12 protein-coding genes are annotated in these 15,828 nt (G+C 34.4%); 6 read left to right on the top strand and 6 right to left on the bottom strand.

Annotation, left to right across the window (positions count from 1 at the left end):
• Positions 1-6 precede the first annotated feature (6 nt).
• From ACEN92_RS16625 to ACEN92_RS16615, 3 genes are read right to left on the bottom strand one after another with little or no spacing between them, the layout of a single operon-like run.
• Positions 7-1,584, bottom strand: a complete 1,578-nt coding sequence (locus ACEN92_RS16625; RefSeq protein WP_495639455.1) for a S41 family peptidase — start codon at positions 1,582-1,584, stop codon at positions 7-9.
• A complete protein-coding gene (locus tag ACEN92_RS16620; protein WP_495639454.1) occupies positions 1,574-2,017 on the bottom strand; it encodes a deoxycytidylate deaminase in 444 nt (147 codons plus the stop codon). Before ACEN92_RS16620 ends, ACEN92_RS16625 begins: the two co-directional genes overlap by 11 nt.
• 5 nt (positions 2,018-2,022) lie before the next feature.
• Positions 2,023-2,616 carry a HupE/UreJ family protein gene (locus ACEN92_RS16615; RefSeq protein WP_495639453.1) on the bottom strand — a complete coding sequence of 198 codons (594 nt, stop codon included), beginning with the start codon at positions 2,614-2,616 and terminating at the stop codon, positions 2,023-2,025.
• A 168-nt stretch (positions 2,617-2,784) separates the two neighbouring features.
• Here ACEN92_RS16615 and ACEN92_RS16610 point away from each other — a divergent pair, with 168 nt between their 5' ends.
• Positions 2,785-3,216, top strand: coding sequence for a tellurite resistance TerB family protein (locus ACEN92_RS16610; protein ID WP_495639452.1), 432 nt, complete (start codon positions 2,785-2,787; stop codon positions 3,214-3,216).
• Between the two features lie 92 nt (positions 3,217-3,308).
• Here ACEN92_RS16610 and fbp read toward each other — a convergent pair whose 3' ends face one another.
• The gene (gene fbp, locus ACEN92_RS16605) at positions 3,309-4,316 is read right to left on the bottom strand and encodes a class 1 fructose-bisphosphatase (protein ID WP_495639451.1); all 1,008 of its coding nucleotides are present in this window, start codon (positions 4,314-4,316) and stop codon (positions 3,309-3,311) included.
• A 171-nt stretch (positions 4,317-4,487) separates the two neighbouring features.
• Here fbp and ACEN92_RS16600 point away from each other — a divergent pair, with 171 nt between their 5' ends.
• Together ACEN92_RS16600 and ACEN92_RS16595 are read left to right on the top strand one after the other, a co-directional pair.
• On the top strand, positions 4,488-4,964 hold the full coding sequence (locus tag ACEN92_RS16600) for a GNAT family N-acetyltransferase (RefSeq protein WP_495639450.1): 477 nt from the start codon (positions 4,488-4,490) through the stop codon (positions 4,962-4,964).
• A 111-nt stretch (positions 4,965-5,075) separates the two neighbouring features.
• On the top strand, positions 5,076-6,335 hold the full coding sequence (locus ACEN92_RS16595; protein WP_495639449.1) for an aspartate kinase: 1,260 nt from the start codon (positions 5,076-5,078) through the stop codon (positions 6,333-6,335).
• A gap of 93 nt (positions 6,336-6,428) precedes the next feature.
• Here the strand turns inward: ACEN92_RS16595 and ACEN92_RS16590 are convergent, their stop codons facing one another.
• Positions 6,429-8,855, bottom strand: coding sequence for a T9SS type A sorting domain-containing protein (locus ACEN92_RS16590; protein ID WP_495639448.1), 2,427 nt, complete (start codon positions 8,853-8,855; stop codon positions 6,429-6,431).
• 268 nt (positions 8,856-9,123) lie between these two features.
• On the opposite strand from ACEN92_RS16590, the gene ACEN92_RS16585 reads away from it, so the two are divergent.
• The 3 genes from ACEN92_RS16585 (at position 9,124) to ACEN92_RS16575 (ending at position 14,505) form a co-directional block, all read left to right on the top strand.
• The gene (locus ACEN92_RS16585) at positions 9,124-12,555 is read left to right on the top strand and encodes a DUF8818 domain-containing protein (protein WP_495639447.1); all 3,432 of its coding nucleotides are present in this window, start codon (positions 9,124-9,126) and stop codon (positions 12,553-12,555) included.
• Between the two features lie 65 nt (positions 12,556-12,620).
• Positions 12,621-13,154: a hypothetical protein gene (locus ACEN92_RS16580; protein ID WP_495639446.1), complete on the top strand. Its 534-nt coding sequence runs from the start codon at positions 12,621-12,623 to the stop codon at positions 13,152-13,154.
• A 277-nt stretch (positions 13,155-13,431) separates the two neighbouring features.
• Positions 13,432-14,505: a glycosyltransferase gene (locus tag ACEN92_RS16575; protein ID WP_495639445.1), complete on the top strand. Its 1,074-nt coding sequence runs from the start codon at positions 13,432-13,434 to the stop codon at positions 14,503-14,505.
• 2 nt (positions 14,506-14,507) lie between these two features.
• Here ACEN92_RS16575 and ACEN92_RS16570 read toward each other — a convergent pair whose 3' ends face one another.
• A complete protein-coding gene (locus ACEN92_RS16570) occupies positions 14,508-15,803 on the bottom strand; it encodes a porin (protein WP_495639444.1) in 1,296 nt (431 codons plus the stop codon).
• Between the last annotated feature and the right edge of the window lie 25 nt (positions 15,804-15,828).

Genomic DNA, 15,828 nt, shown 5'->3' with positions numbered 1-15,828 from the left:
TTTAAATTATTTCTTCTGATTCAAAACCGTTTTAATCATTATGTCATCTTTCAAAATCACATCATAATAATACAATTCTCCATATAACTGTCGGGCAAATTCAGCTGTGATATGACGATTTACCAAGGCTTTTGTTTTATCCAGTTTCAAATCCAAACCGGTCTGCAAAATGTAAGTTTGAAATTTCTTAAAATAAACATCCGACTTCTTCATCTTCATTAAAAATTCATTGAAATGAAGTCCGGCAAAAACACTTCTGCTTTTATCTAATTCTTCAAAAACAAAATGGCCTACGATTCCCGTTTGAAGCAAATAAGCAACATTTTCGTTTCCGTGTTCTGCTTCGATCGGAACAAAAATATCAGGAACGATTCCACCGCCGCCGTAAACAATTTTCCCTTTTGGCGTTTTAAATTTTAAAGAATCAGCTACTTTTATACTGTCTTTAGTGTACAACTCGCCTGTTTTTATTCTTGCTTCTGATTCTTTATAATATTCTTCGTTTCCTTTAGTATAAGGTTTTTGAATTGATCTTCCCGTTGGCGTGTAATATCTGGCGACTGTTAATCTTACTGCTGATCCGTCATTAAAATCCATTTCGCGCTGTACTAATCCTTTTCCAAAAGAACGGCGGCCAACAATGGTTCCACGATCATTATCCTGAATTGCACCTGCCAGAATTTCACTTGCCGAAGCACTGTTTTCATTAATTAAAATTGTCACTTTCCCGATTTCGAAACTGCCTTTTTCCGTAGCATATGTTTTCTCGGTACTGCCGTTTTTATTTTTTGTAAAAACGATCAGCTGTTTATCTTTAAGAAACTCATCGGCAATAGCAACGGCCTCTTCCATGTAACCACCACCGTTATCACGAAGATCAATTACCAGCGACTGGATTCCTTTTTGTTTTAATCTTGTCAAGCCAACCTTAAACTCATTATAAGTCGTTTCGGCAAAACGATTTATTTTAATGTAACCAATTTTATTATCAAGCAACAAAGAGGCATCGACACTTTTTAGAGGAATAATATCTCTTTTGATTTTAAATTTAAGTTTCTTTTGTTCCGATTTCCTAAAAACGGTCAACTCAATTTCAGAACCTTTTATTCCTTTTAATTTTGAAAACAAGCTATCAGAAGGCAGTCTTCTCCCAAACAATTTAGTCTTCCCTGCAAATAAAATCCGGTCACCTGATTTTAATCCGGCTTTCGCCGAAGGACCGTTTTCTACAGGTTTTATAATGGCCACAGAATCTTTGTACATGTAAAAATTGATTCCTATTCCTACAAAATCACCTTTCATACTTTCGGCAACTTCGGCTTGTTCGCTTGGCGGAATATAAACAGAATGCGGATCTAATTTCGACAAAATATTATCTACTGTCAGATTTACAATCGAATCGGTGTTAACATTGTCAACATATTCATTATTAATAAAATCGATCAGCTTGTTGAGTTTTGTCTTAGAATTATTTTTAGCCAAGAGGCTATCCTCTACAGGAGCATTCATCATACTTCCGAGAACGGTTCCAAGAGCAAAAGCCGCTCCTATAACAATGGGTAAATATTTTGAGTTAAATTTCATTTAATTCTTCTAAAACAGGAATATGTTCAACTTCGACACCGGCTTTCATTAAAAACTGGATTCCGGAATCGTCGCGGTATCCATTTTGATACACTACTCTTTTTATACCTGACTGATGTATTAATTTACTGCATTCTTTACAGGGTGACAATGTAATATATAAGGTTGCACCTTCGCAGGATTGTGTTGACCGGGCTACTTTTAAAATAGCATTTGCTTCGGCATGTAAAACATCCCAACGCGTTAATCCATTTTCATCTTCGCAGCAGTTTTCAAATCCGGTTGGTGTTCCATTGTATCCATCAGAAATGATCATTCTGTCTTTTACAATAATTGCACCTACCTGCTTACGTTTGCAATACGATAACGAACCCCATTCCTTGGCAATTCGTAAATAAGCTTTATCGTATTTATTTAATTTTTTTATGTCCATTTTATTTATCTGTTCCAAATTGGACTTTCGACAATCATCGGAATTACAACTCCAATTATGAAAGCCGACATTACCAATGCCCAATCTCGTTTTGAAAAACGAAATACGGTCTGTACTATATATGATATTATCAGAACTACAAAAACCACTATCAATTGTGCCGTTTCTATCCCTAATGCAAATTCCCCTAAAGGTAATAATTTTGACGTAGCCGTACCTCCTAAAATAGTTTTAAAATAATTTGAAAATCCAAGACCATGAATAATTCCAAAAAATAATGTTACAAAAAATATCAGATTAATACTTTCATTTTTAGATGCCTTTCCGGCTGTAAAAAGATGAAAAAAGGCGGTTATTAAAATCGTAATCGGAATTAAAAACTCCACGATATTTACTTTTATGGCTATAATTCCAAAAACTGAAAGCAACAAAGCTAATGTATGTCCAATGGTAAACACAGAGACAAGCAATAAAATACGTTTCCAATCCTTAAAAGCATACGGAATGGTTAAGGCTATTAAAAACAACACATGGTCGTAAGCATGAATATTCAAAACATGCTTTAAACCTATCTGAAAATAAATCCAAAATTCTGACATGAGGTTACATATTAATTGATTAAGGGGCTGTAAACATACGATTTATTTTGAAAATTAAAGAAAGCCTCCTATTAAATCAACGGATAAAAATAAGTTAAATTTTATGAGAACTTTAAAATTAATAATTTAAAATAAAATTTATCTTTGTGGCATAAAAACACTATAATTATGTCATTTTCAGATTTATTTGATAGCGAATTCAAACAAAGAAATAAGGGTCACTTTTCAGCTATTGTTCGCGTAGCATTAGCAGATGGAATTGTACATCCTGAAGAAAAAAAATTCTTGGACAAATTAGCTTCACGTTTAGAAATTTCAGAAACTGAGTACGAAGAAATTCTTAACGACCCATTAAAATACCCAATTAACCCTCCTTATTTACATGTTCAGCGTTTAGAGCGTTTATACGATTTAACCAGAATGGTACACGTTGATCATCATCTTGAAGACCAACAGGAAGTAATGCTGAGAAAATTAGGAATTGCTTTAGGATTCACTCCAAGCAACGTAAATTATATTATTGCAAAAGCATTATCATTAGTTGATAAAAAAGTAGATGCAGATACTTTTATTTACGAAATGCAACATATGCATAAATAAGAGTTTTCGATTGAGTGTCAGTTTTATCTAACTGCAACTAAAAATAATAAACCCGATAAGTTTTGAAGCTTTATCGGGTTTGTTTTTATGAATTATAGTGCTTCAGCCATAAACTCTTCAGCCTTTTCGACCATATTGTAACTTCCACAGAAAAATGGAACCCGCTGATGTAATTCGGTTGGCTGGATTTCCATGATTCTTCCAAAACCATCTGTTGCTTTTCCTCCGGCCTGTTCTGCAATAAATGCCATTGGATTACATTCATACATCAAACGTAATTTCCCTTTTGGTGCTTTTGAGCTTGTTGGATAAATATAAATTCCTCCTTTGATCATATTTCGATGAAAATCAGAAACCAGACTTCCAATATACCTTGAAGTATACGGTCTGTCTTCTTCTTCGCGCTGACAATATTTAATGTAGTTCTTTACTCCTTGCGGAAAATGCACATAATTCCCTTCGTTAACCGAATAAATATTCCCGTCAAGCGGAAATTGCATATTAGGGTGTGACAAATAAAATGTTCCAATCGCCGGATTCAACGTAAAACCATTTACGCCATGACCGGTTGTGTAAACCAACATTGTTGAAGTTCCGTAAATTACATAACCCGCAGCAACCTGATTAATTCCAGGCTGTAAAAAATCCTCGCTTGTAACCGGAGTTCCGATTGGTGTGATTCTTCTAAAAACCGAAAAAATGGTTCCCAGAGAAACATTCACATCAATGTTCGAAGATCCGTCAAGCGGATCCATTAAGATCACGTACTTATTATTATGACTGTTGTCGCTCCCCTTGACAGTAATAAATTCGTCGTTTTCTTCCGAAGCTATTCCACAGACAATCTCACGGTTTATTAATGTCTGAATAAATACTTCATTTGCATACACATCTAATTTTTGCTGATCTTCTCCCTGAATATTTTGTTCGCCTGCGGCGCCAATTATATCCACTAATCCAGCTTTGTTTACTTTATAGTTTACGACTTTTGCCGCCAAACGTATAGAGTTGATAATTCGGGATAATTCCCCTGATGAATACTGAAATGCTTTTTGGTTCTCAATAATAAACTCTCCCAGTGTTTTATTGCGTTGTTCCATTGCTATATCGTTGTAGTTTTTAGTTATAAGTCACAAATATCGCTTTTTTTGTGAGAATGATTCAAAAATTATTTAGTTAGTTTGCTACTATTGTATATTTGCTAATGAAATGCAAAAAGTTTGGAATAAAAAAATACTTATTTAGCTAATAAGTAATTAAAAATATGAATTATGAATATTAGAAAAGGAAAACCTGAAGACATGAAATCAGTTTTAGAGCTGATTCAGGAACTTGCAATATTTGAAAAGGAACCGGATGCGGTTCTGATAACCGAAGATGATTTAGTACGTGATGGTTTTGGTGAAAATCCATTATTTCATGTTTTTGTAGCAGAAGTTGAGAAAGAAATTGTTGGAATCGCGTTATATTATTATCGTTATTCCAGCTGGAAAGGAAAAACAATACACCTTGAGGATTTAATTGTAAAAGATAAAATGCGTGGATCAGGTTTGGGTTTCGCACTTTACTCTGAAATTATCAAACAGGGAAAAAAAGATAATGTTCGACGAATCGATTGGAATGTTCTTGACTGGAATACTCCTGCCATAAATTTTTATGAGAACTCAGGCGCAAAAGTTCTCAAAGAATGGAGAGTAGTACAAATGGATGAAATAGGAATTAATTCATTTGTATCAAAAATAAATTAGGCAGACAAAAATATGACAGAGAAGTATAAGGAGTGTACTTCTGTCATAAATATTAAAATTTTAAAACTGACAGGGACGCACAGCAATGCGTCTCAACAATACAAATTAAAGATGAGAGTATTTAAATTTGGTGGTGCATCGGTAAAAGATGCTGAAGGAATTAAAAACGTGTATGACGTTTTACAAAAAGTAGGCTATGAAGATGTGATTTTAGTAGTTTCGGCTATGGGAAAAACTACAAATGCCCTGGAACTGGTTATCAAAAATTATTTCGATAAACCGGCAGAGCTTAATTCATCCGTACAAGAAATAAAAAAATATCACAATCAAATCTTACTGGATTTATTTGAAGATGAAAACCACGAAGTTTTTACAGCCGTAGCAGCTCAGTTTTCTGAATTAGAATATTTTTTAGCACACAATAAATCACCAAATTACAATTTTGTTTACGATCAGATTGTGAGTTTTGGAGAATTAATTTCGACAAATATCTTAAGTCATTTTATGAATTTCATGGGCATTCAGACCCAATGGCTTGATGTTCGCAATTTTATAAAAACAGACGCTAATTACAGAGATGCAGAAGTAGACTGGGAAGTTACCCAACAAAACATCAGCAAAAATGTAAAACGCAAAATATTAAATATCACACAGGGATTTTTAGGTGCTGACGAAAATAATTTCACTACCACTTTAGGCCGTGAAGGTTCTGATTATACTGCCGGAATTTTTGCCTATTGCCTAAATGCAGAAAGTGTTACAATCTGGAAAGACGTTCCCGGTGTTATGAATGCTGATCCGCGTTATTTTGAAAATGCAAGTCTGCTAAACCAAATATCCTATCGTGAAGCGATTGAATTGGCTTTTTACGGTGCAACAGTTATACACCCGAAAACATTACAGCCGTTACAGAAAAAAGAAATCCCGTTATACGTAAAATCTTTTATCAACCCATTATTAAAAGGAACCTGCGTTTCTAAAGGTGTTGATTTAGAACCTTATTTACCTTGCTTTATCGTAAAAAGAAACCAGCTTTTAATTTCGCTTTCTTCTATTGATTTCTCCTTTATAATGGAGGAAAACATCAGCGAAATTTTTGGATTGTTTCACCAATTCAAATTAAAGGTAAATCTAATTCAGAACTCAGCGATTAGTTTCTCTGTTTGTGTAGAAGATAAATTTGAAAATTTTAATGAATTGAATGCAATTCTTTCTAAAAAATTCAAAGTCGATTATAACGAAAATGTAACCTTATATACAATCCGCCATTTTAATGAACAGGCAGCACAAACTGTTGAAGAAAACAAAGCAGTTTTACTAAAACAAGTAAGCCGCGAAACGATGCAGATTGTTACCAAAGAGCTAAATTAGTTTTAGACAGGTTATATTATTAAATTCAGCATAATAAAAAGGTCTCACCAAAAAGTGAGACCTTTGTTTTTATAATCAATCTAAAAAGATTTTTTACTTTACAATTTTTACAATACCTGATTTTCCGTTACTGGTTTTTACTTTTACCAATAATACACCATTTTGATTTCCTGATAAATCATCAGAGAATAACGTCACAGTATTATTTGAAACCGTATACATATCCTGCTTTATCAATTTGCCTAATAAATCATAAACCTGAATATTAACCAAGGTTCCGTTTGTGTAATCAGGCAGTTCTAATACCACATAATCCTTCATCGGATTAGGACGAGCTTTTACAGAGAATATTTGAGTATCATTCTGAAATTCATTATCAGGAACCCCAAGACTTGCATCACTGTCGGTGTAAACAATTCCTCTTCCTACAGTACCCATATAAATCCTTCCAAAAGTATTCATATCACCAATTACAAAATTACCGTTTTCTGCACCGCCAAACTCATACGCATCATCATTTACACGAAGCCAGGTAATACCTTCATCAATAGAACGAAATACACCGGTAACTCCGTTTACTGTTCCCCAAATATATATAGAAGGATATGTTTTTCCCGGAGCTGCTTTACCAATACCTACAGCTGATGCAGCTGTCACATTTGCTGAAGGAACAACAAAAGTAGCGCCACCATCAATTGAGCGTTTTAAACCACTGTCATTCATTGCAATCCAGATGTGTCCTGCGTTTCCGGGAACAGTTCTAATTAATTGTGAACCCCATGAACCGGCATTACCTGCAGGAGCAAAATTAACACCTCCGTCAGTACTAATCATCATCGATCCTGTTGGTTGATCATAAACATAAAACTTATTATTAGTTACCTGATCAGAAACCGGGATTGCATCACTAACACTTATACCGTTACAGGTTGTCCAGGTTGTTCCGTTATTAACAGAACGATATATATTTGTTGCACCGGAAGGACAATGCAAAATGGTATTTCCATCATAAGACAAGGCTGCTCTGCCTTTTTGTCCCTTTAAAGCCGCTGTAGTTTTAGTCCATGTAGCACCTTGATTTGCAGAATAATACATGGAATTACCTAACCTCACAATTTTGTTTGTGTTTCCTGCAGCATACGAAATAGAAGTCGAAGTACCCATAGTAGGAGCATGTTGCGGAGCAAAAGCAGTTACATCTGTATGCTTAAATCCGTCAAAGTCGCCAATTACACTCATTAATGGACCGGATGGAATACTTATTAAATCTAAAGGAACTGTTTCTTCAAGACCGATCGCATCAAATTTCCAGGTTGTTTTGGCTACATTAATATCATCACAAGTAAAAATTCCGTTTCCTGAAATAATACTTGCCTGGGATGTATTGGCGGGATTAAATTTAAAATCTCCTGCCCAGTGTATTGACTGACCGGAAATCCATGTACAGCCATTAGTTTCTAAAGAAATTCCTGAATTGCCAACTAAATCTCTCCAATTAGCACCTCCGTCTGTACTTAGAAAAAAACGATCCCCGTATACACCTGCCCCACCAGAAGTAGTATATTGTGTCCAATATGTGTTCATCGTTGAAGCGATTAATCGTTGTGGATTTGCCGGATCTACATCAATACCGCCAAACGGCCTTGTAATACCAGCCGGCGTAATGTCTGTAAGAATTCCTGTACTGCTTAATTTTGATATTTTTCCTTGGGTTCCGTTCCAGGGTCCTTCCAAATCAGCATAAGTAATCAACAAAGATCGATTTGAATCTAAAACAGCACGCTGCGGCATATAAGATGTCGTAGCTCCTGAAACGGCAGTCCAGCTAATTCCGCCATCAACACTTTTATATAAATTAGAGGCTCCTACGCGTGAAACCCCAGCATAAATAGTCTGTGTTTTGCCTCCTGAAACCGAAGCCGGATCCAAAACAACAAAACATACTCCATTATCATTTGAAGTTGTTGTAACAGGAAAACCTGACAACTTACTCCATGTCAAACCGGCATCAATACTTTGAAAAATACCATTTCTTCTGGTTCCGCAATAAAGAATGTTCGAATTATTTGGATCAACAGCCAAACGTTCACCATTCGAACGCCCCATACCATTACCGTGTGCCTTAAATTGCGAAGTCACTTCAATTTCAGTAAATGAATTCCCTTTATTAGTAGATTTTAAAATAGCAGTCTTCCCACTATTAAAATAATCCGTTCCAACTAATAAATAGACCACGTTATCATTTTGTGGATCTATCGCCAGCGATTCAACCCCAAAATAACTCACCTGATCTGTACTTAGCCAATCCAGCAGAGAGATCCATTTTTTATTAGCAGCATCCCATCTGTAAGCACCGCCAACATCTGTTCTGGCATATTTTAAATTGGCGTCATTTTTACTGGGAATAATTCCAGTTACAAAACCTCCTCCTCCGATCTGAACGTTCTTCCAGGCGTTTTGCGCTTTTCCTGATAAGAAAGCCAGAAGCAATAAAAAAAGTAAAAAGTAGTTTTTCTTCATTTAGTAATCATTTAAAATTGTGGTTTATGTCTTTAATCAACAGTATTCTCAATTGACTATCAAAAATATTCCGCCTTAACTTATGGTTAAATTGACTACAAGTATACGTTTTTCTTTTTTAAATAAAAAGAATATTCAAAAACGTAACAATTAAAAAATAAATCATTAAATATTGCCGGCATTCCTAAAAGAGCGATAGCTAAAAAATTTATAGAAGCATATTTCAAATATTAAATATTACTTTTGATCTTTCGAGTTTAAAGTCCTTATGTTGAAAAAATTACTGTTTTTATTTGTGCTTATTTGTTATTCCGGACTATCGGCCCAGGAAACGGATTCGTCTTATAAAACCAAAAAAATAATTGCCACCCGCGATACTATTCGTCTGGAAAATGTGAGTATTAATTCGGGTTTTTTCCAGCTTTTAAATTCCAGGAATGAACCCATTGATTCAGCATTTTACAAAATTGATTTTCAGAAAGGAAATCTTCTCTTAAACGAAAAATTTACTTCAGATTCAGATACTTTAATCGTAAATTATTTAACGTATCCTGATTTTTTAACCAAAGAATACAGTCTTTACAAATCGAGTCAGGTGGTAAGCAATGATGTCGGTTCTGAGAAATTGTACAAAATAGACAATAACAATTCTAAAAAAGCAACTCCATTTGACGGACTGAATACTTCCGGAAGCATCACACGAGGCATTACAGTTGGAAATAATCAAAACACGGTTTTAAACTCGAATCTGGACCTTCAGATTACAGGAAAAATTTCGGATAAAATTAGTTTGAGGGCATCACTTCAGGACAGCAATATTCCATTACAGGATGGCGGCTATTCACAAAAACTGGATCAGTTCGATAATATCTTTATGGAATTATTTAGTGATAACTGGAATATCCGTGCGGGTGATGTGTTTTTAGAAAACAGAAAAACTCAATTTTTAAGTTTCAATAAAAAAGTTCAGGGACTTTCCACCAGTTTTAATTTTGGCGGAGAAGACAATAAAACCAACGTTTTTGCATCGGTCGCTTTTGCAAAAGGGCAATATGCAAAAAGCACTTTTACCGGTCAGGAAGGCAATCAGGGTCCTTATAAACTAAAAGGACAAAATGGCGAGTTGTATGTTTTGGTAATTTCCGGATCAGAACGTGTTTATGTAAATGGTGTTTTGCTTAAAAGAGGCGAAAACAATGATTATGTAATTGATTATAATGCCGGTGAAATTGTTTTTACGTCCCTTTTCACTATTACGTCTGAAATGCGAATTAATATCGAATACCAATATTCAGACAGAAATTACAATCGATTGGTTACCTATGCAGGTGTTACGCATGAAAATAAAAAATGGAGTTTTGGCGGTTATCTGTATTCTGAAAATGATTTGAAAAATCAGCCTTTACAGCAAAATCTTTCAACAGAACAGGTTCAGATCTTAAGTCAGGCAGGAGACAATACCTTTTTAATGACAGCGCCATCTGCTTATGAAGATACATATGCCGATACGAAGATTTTGTATAAAAAAGTAATTGAAAATTCAGTTGAATTTTACGAATATTCAAACAACTCAACGGATGTTTTATACAATGTAAAGTTTAGTCTCGTGGGAGCAAATTCCGGAAACTATGTGATACAGAACACTAATTCGGTTGAGCGTATTTACGAATATGTTTCTCCGGTAAATGGAATCCCCCAGGGAAATTATGAACCTATTGTACAATTAGTAGCACCAATGAAAATTCAGGTAGCGACATTTTTAGGAAAGTACAATCCTGATGAAAAAACATTAGTTGATTTTGAAATTGGTATCAGCAATAATGACCAAAATTTATTTTCGGATATTGACGACGGAAACAATAATGGAATTGCAATGAAATTAAACTCCAAAAAGCGTCTTTTTTCGAAAAACTGGACATTGGATGCTTTCGCTAATTATCAATTTGTAGAAAATGATTTTAAATCAGTTGAACGTTTATATAATATTGAATTTAATCGTGACTGGAATTTAAACACAACACTTTTGGGCAATCAAAGTCTGTTGGTGACAGGTTTTAATCTTAATTTATTTTCGAAGGAAAAAACAACCAACATTGGTTTATTTACCTATCAGTTTGAGAAATTAGATTTTACTGAAAGTTATTCGGGAGCGAGACATACTTCCAATGCGCTCTTCAAATTAAAAAAATGGACTATTGAAAACCAAGGCAGTTTTTTAAATAGCGATGCTACCACTTCAACTTCAAAATTTATCAGAAACCTTACTAAAACCAAATATCATTCTGGAAAAAACTGGATCGGCGGAAATATTCAAATTGAAGATAATCAGGAAAAAGACAAAACTACCAATCAGTTTTCGGCCCTGAGCCAGCGGTTTTCAGAATATGGCGTTTTTGTTGGCCGTGGCGACAGTACTAAAGTTTTTGTAGAATTGGGTTATTTAAGAAGAAAAAATGACAGTTTGCAAAATGGTTTATTGCAGCATGTAAACAATTCACAAACCTATTTTTTGAAATCGAAACTAATTCAGAACAAAAAAACAGATCTGGCTGTTTATGCAAGTTATCGGAATTTAGATTTTACAGCTGCCGATCGAAAAAATGAGCCTTCATTGAATTCGAGAATTTTATACAATGATCGTTTTTTTAATCAGTTTATTCAAATCGGAACCGTTTACGAAACCAGTTCGGGAACCATTGCACAACAAGAATACACTTACGTGGAAGTTGCTGCAGGACAGGGTGTGTATGCATGGAATGATTATAACGGAAACGGTAATCAGGAAATAGAAGAATTTGAAATAGCGCCTTTTCCGGATCAGGCAAAATTTGTCCGGGTCTTTTTGCCAAACCAGGTTTATATCAAAACCAATCAAAATAAATTCTCTCAATCGGTTATTATTAATCCATTGCAATGGCAGAATGAAAAAGATTTCAGAAAAATATTTTCTTATTTTTATAACCAGACATCACTCATTCTGGATAGAAAAGTAAAAAGTGATGGTGATAATTTCGAATTAAATCCATTTTATTCTTCCGGGGAAAACATCTTAGGATTAAATTCCAGTTTTAGAAACAGCTTGTTCTATAATCGGGGGAAACAAAAACATTCAGTAACATATTCATATATTATCAACAACGGAAAAAACTTATTGTCCATTGGTTCACAATTGGTAAAAAACAATTCACATCAATTACAATACACACATTTATATCAAAAAAGCTGGTTGTTTAATTTGTTTACCAAAACGATTGAGTCTTCATTGACTTCGGAAGATTTTACTGAGAAAAATTATGAATTAAAAGGGTATCAAGTTGCACCAAAAATCAGTTATTTATTTTCTAAAAATACCAGTTTGGATTTCTTTTATGAATTACAAAAAAAGGAAAACCAGATCGGAAATTTTGAAACCTTAACTCAAAATAGGCTTGGAACTTCTTTTTCATATGCGGGAGATAAAAAAATCACCATAAACGGAGAGTTTTCTTTTTATGAAAATAAATTTATCGGAAATGAATTTTCATCCGTGGGATATCAGATGCTGGAAGGCCTTCAGGCCGGAGAAAATTTAGTATGGAAACTATTATTACAGAAAAATATCACGCAATTTTTAGATGTAAATTTAAACTATCAGGGGCGTAAAAGTGAGGCCGGAAATACTATTCATACAGGAAACATTCAGCTTCGTGCTTATTTTTAACACTTTACAGGAAATATTATCATAAATTGATTAATTTTAATTTGAAATTTTAACACCTTTTAACTATGAAAAAATTATTGTTATTATGTTTCATGCTGGTTTTGTCCGGTAATTTTTATGCTCAGGAGGCAACAAAAACCACTAAGGCCAAAACTGAAGCTAAGGCTAAAGCTAAAAAAGAAGCAAAAGAAAAAGCTGCCGAAGCTAAAAAAACAGCAGATAAGGCTGCGGAAACTAAAGAGAAAGCAGACAAAGCAACTGCTACAGCTAAAAAAACTAAAGAGAAAGCCGAAAGAACCAAAGAAAAAGCTGAAAAAGTAGCTGCTGACTCAAAAACAGCTAAAGAAAAGGCAGCAAAAACTAAAGAAAAAGCGGACAGGGCCAAAGAAAAAGCAAATACAACTGCACAAAAAGTAAAAGCTGACGGTAAAACTACATCAAAAACTGCAGTAAAAAAATTAAAAGAAACGAACGAGAAAGCACCAAAAGTTGCTGATAAAATTAGCGGGGAATACAACGGTAAAAAAGTGTATACCGGACCAAGAGGCGGAAAATACTATATTAATTCAAACGGAAACAAAACTTATATTCAGGAGTAAAAAAACATTATATTTTTTAAAAAGGCTAAATTTTCAAATAGAAATTTAGCCTTTTTTATTGAAATCTAAATTTTAAAGTTGTCCGCAATGTCATCCTGAGTCCATTCGGCTTCGTTCAGGATAAACTTAGTCGAAGATCAGTAAAGTAAAAGAGATTCAACTCCGCTCAGCCTAACATTAAAATTAACATTCCATGATCAGAGTTAATGATTTAGTAATATCTTCGAAATAACAAAAAAAAGAGTAATTCTTTATCTTCGTTTGAAAAACGCCAAATATGAGCATCGAATACACTACTGCCAATAAAACTATTTTAATAACTCCGCTAAATTGGGGTTTAGGTCACGCAACAAGATGTATTCCTATAATTAAGGCGCTACAAGAAAACAATTACATCCCTATTATTGCGTCTGATGGAATTGCTTTGGCATTATTGCAAAAAGAATTTCCTTATCTCCAGACACTTGAATTACCTTCATATCATATTGAGTATGCAAAAAACGGTAAAAACTTCAAATGGAAACTGATTAAGAACTTACCAAAAATGATTACCGCTATTTTAGATGAGAAAAAAACAGTAAACTCCTGGATAAAAAAATATGATATTGATGGTATTATTTCAGATAACAGATTAGGCGTTTTCAGCAAAAAAATTCCTTCTGTATTTATTACGCATCAATTGAATGTGATGACAGGAAACACAACAAAGTTTACCAGTAAATGTCATCAGCATTTTATAAAAAAATATAATGAATGCTGGATTCCCGACACTAATGAAGCGCCAAATTTAACAGGTGAATTAGGGCATCTGGAAAACAGCAAACTAAATCTAAAATACATTGGGCCTTTGAGCAGAATGCGCAAAAAGGATACTCCAAAACAATACGATTTAATGATTATTTTATCTGGACCGGAACCTCAACGTACTTTTTTAGAAGAAAAACTGCAACAGGAAATTGTTCGCTACACAGGTAATGTTGTTTTTGTAAAAGGTGTTGTAGAAAAAACACAGAGTAAACAACAAATCAAAAATGTGACTCATTATAACTTTATGAACACCAAACAACTGGAACAAACTTTTAACGAAAGTGAGTTGGTTTTATGCCGATCCGGTTATACAACGGTTATGGATTTGGCAAAACTTGGAAAAAAAGCTTTTTTTATCCCAACTCCGGGACAATATGAGCAGGAGTATCTGGCCATAAAGCTTCAGAATGAAAACTTAGTACCGTATGCAACGCAAAACGATTTTACAATTGAAGATCTTTCAAAAGTAAAATCGTTTAAAGGTCTGTCTCAATTTGAAAATAATATCAGCTGGAGTTCTTTATTTTCTATTTTTGAGAAGTAAAATTAGAAATTAAACTGCGCCTGTAAGCGTAGTAAATTCCCTTGTTGTCTGTTAACCGGAAGTGCGCTGTCTTCAAAAGTTCTGTCAGCAATAACATATTCGGCTGTCAGTTCGAATGCTTTTATTGGCTGCCATTCAACACCAAGCTGATAATCTCTTACTACATAACTTCTGGCATCTTTTTCATATTTTTTTCCTCCGTCATAATATTGAAATTTGGCAAAAGGATAAATATGCTGCTTTTTAATGTCCCATTTATAATTCAATAAAACGTAACCTCCATCCAAATCTGTTACATCAATATTTTTAGTTACTGTATTATAACGGGGTCCTGTCCCAATGTTATACTCAGTTTGGATTCCGAAAGGTTTTGGGTACAAAACAAAGGTCGCTCCTATTCTCTGGTCCTTTATGTATTGCGGATCATTAACGGTAACTCCCGAAGAAACTTCTCCGGTAAAAGCCCATTTTCCTGTGTAGGCCTGAATACCGGGTTCGATAATCTGGTTTCCAATAACAAACGGATAAGTAACCCTTGCCACTACATTCAAATCTCTGTTTCCGTCTATTTTGTTTGCTATTTGTCCGTTGTAGACTCCAAAAGCAAAAACTCCAAAATCACCTGAACCTTTATAACCGTCTTTTACCAACATAGCAAAACGTTCTCTGATTTCTGCCGGTGCCCAATAAAAAAACAACCCTAAATCACGCTCATTTGCTATTGAACTGTTCATACCATCGGCACGGTCTAAAGTCAGACGCTGTGAGCTCGACTGCATGTTTTCAAAACCATATGGAATTTTACTCTGCCCAACACGAAGACGGTATTCTCTTTTTTTATCAAATGAAAGATCAAAATACAAGTCACGAATCTGAACAAAATTTTGAATTCCGCTACTTGGTGAACTTGCAAAATCCGGCTGAAAATAGAAAAATACATTTGGATGAACCTGACCTGAAAACACTAAACGTGCACGGCGAATAAAAAGCCCGTTATTTGATTTTGCATCCGGAGCGATTGAAGTTGTTCCCCAGGATTTATCACATTGATCGCACGAAACTTTGTCATTTGTAGAAAACAAACCATTGTATCGTATTTGTGCATAACCTCTCAATGAAATCCTGTCATACCAATGTTCTTCGACTCCACCTCCAGATTTAGTATCAGGAAGTTTTGCTTTATTGATAGAATCTAAAATACGCATTACCTCGTTTTTTACATCCTGTTTATTCAATTCCTGTGCATTTGCACCACAGGTAAGCAGCAATAAAACTGCAATTATTTTTCTTTTTATCATTTTTTCTAACACCCTTAATTTCAGG

This window comes from Flavobacterium sp. Flavsp81 (assembly GCF_059491325.1).
This window is presented reverse-complemented; position numbering and strand designations above follow the sequence as displayed.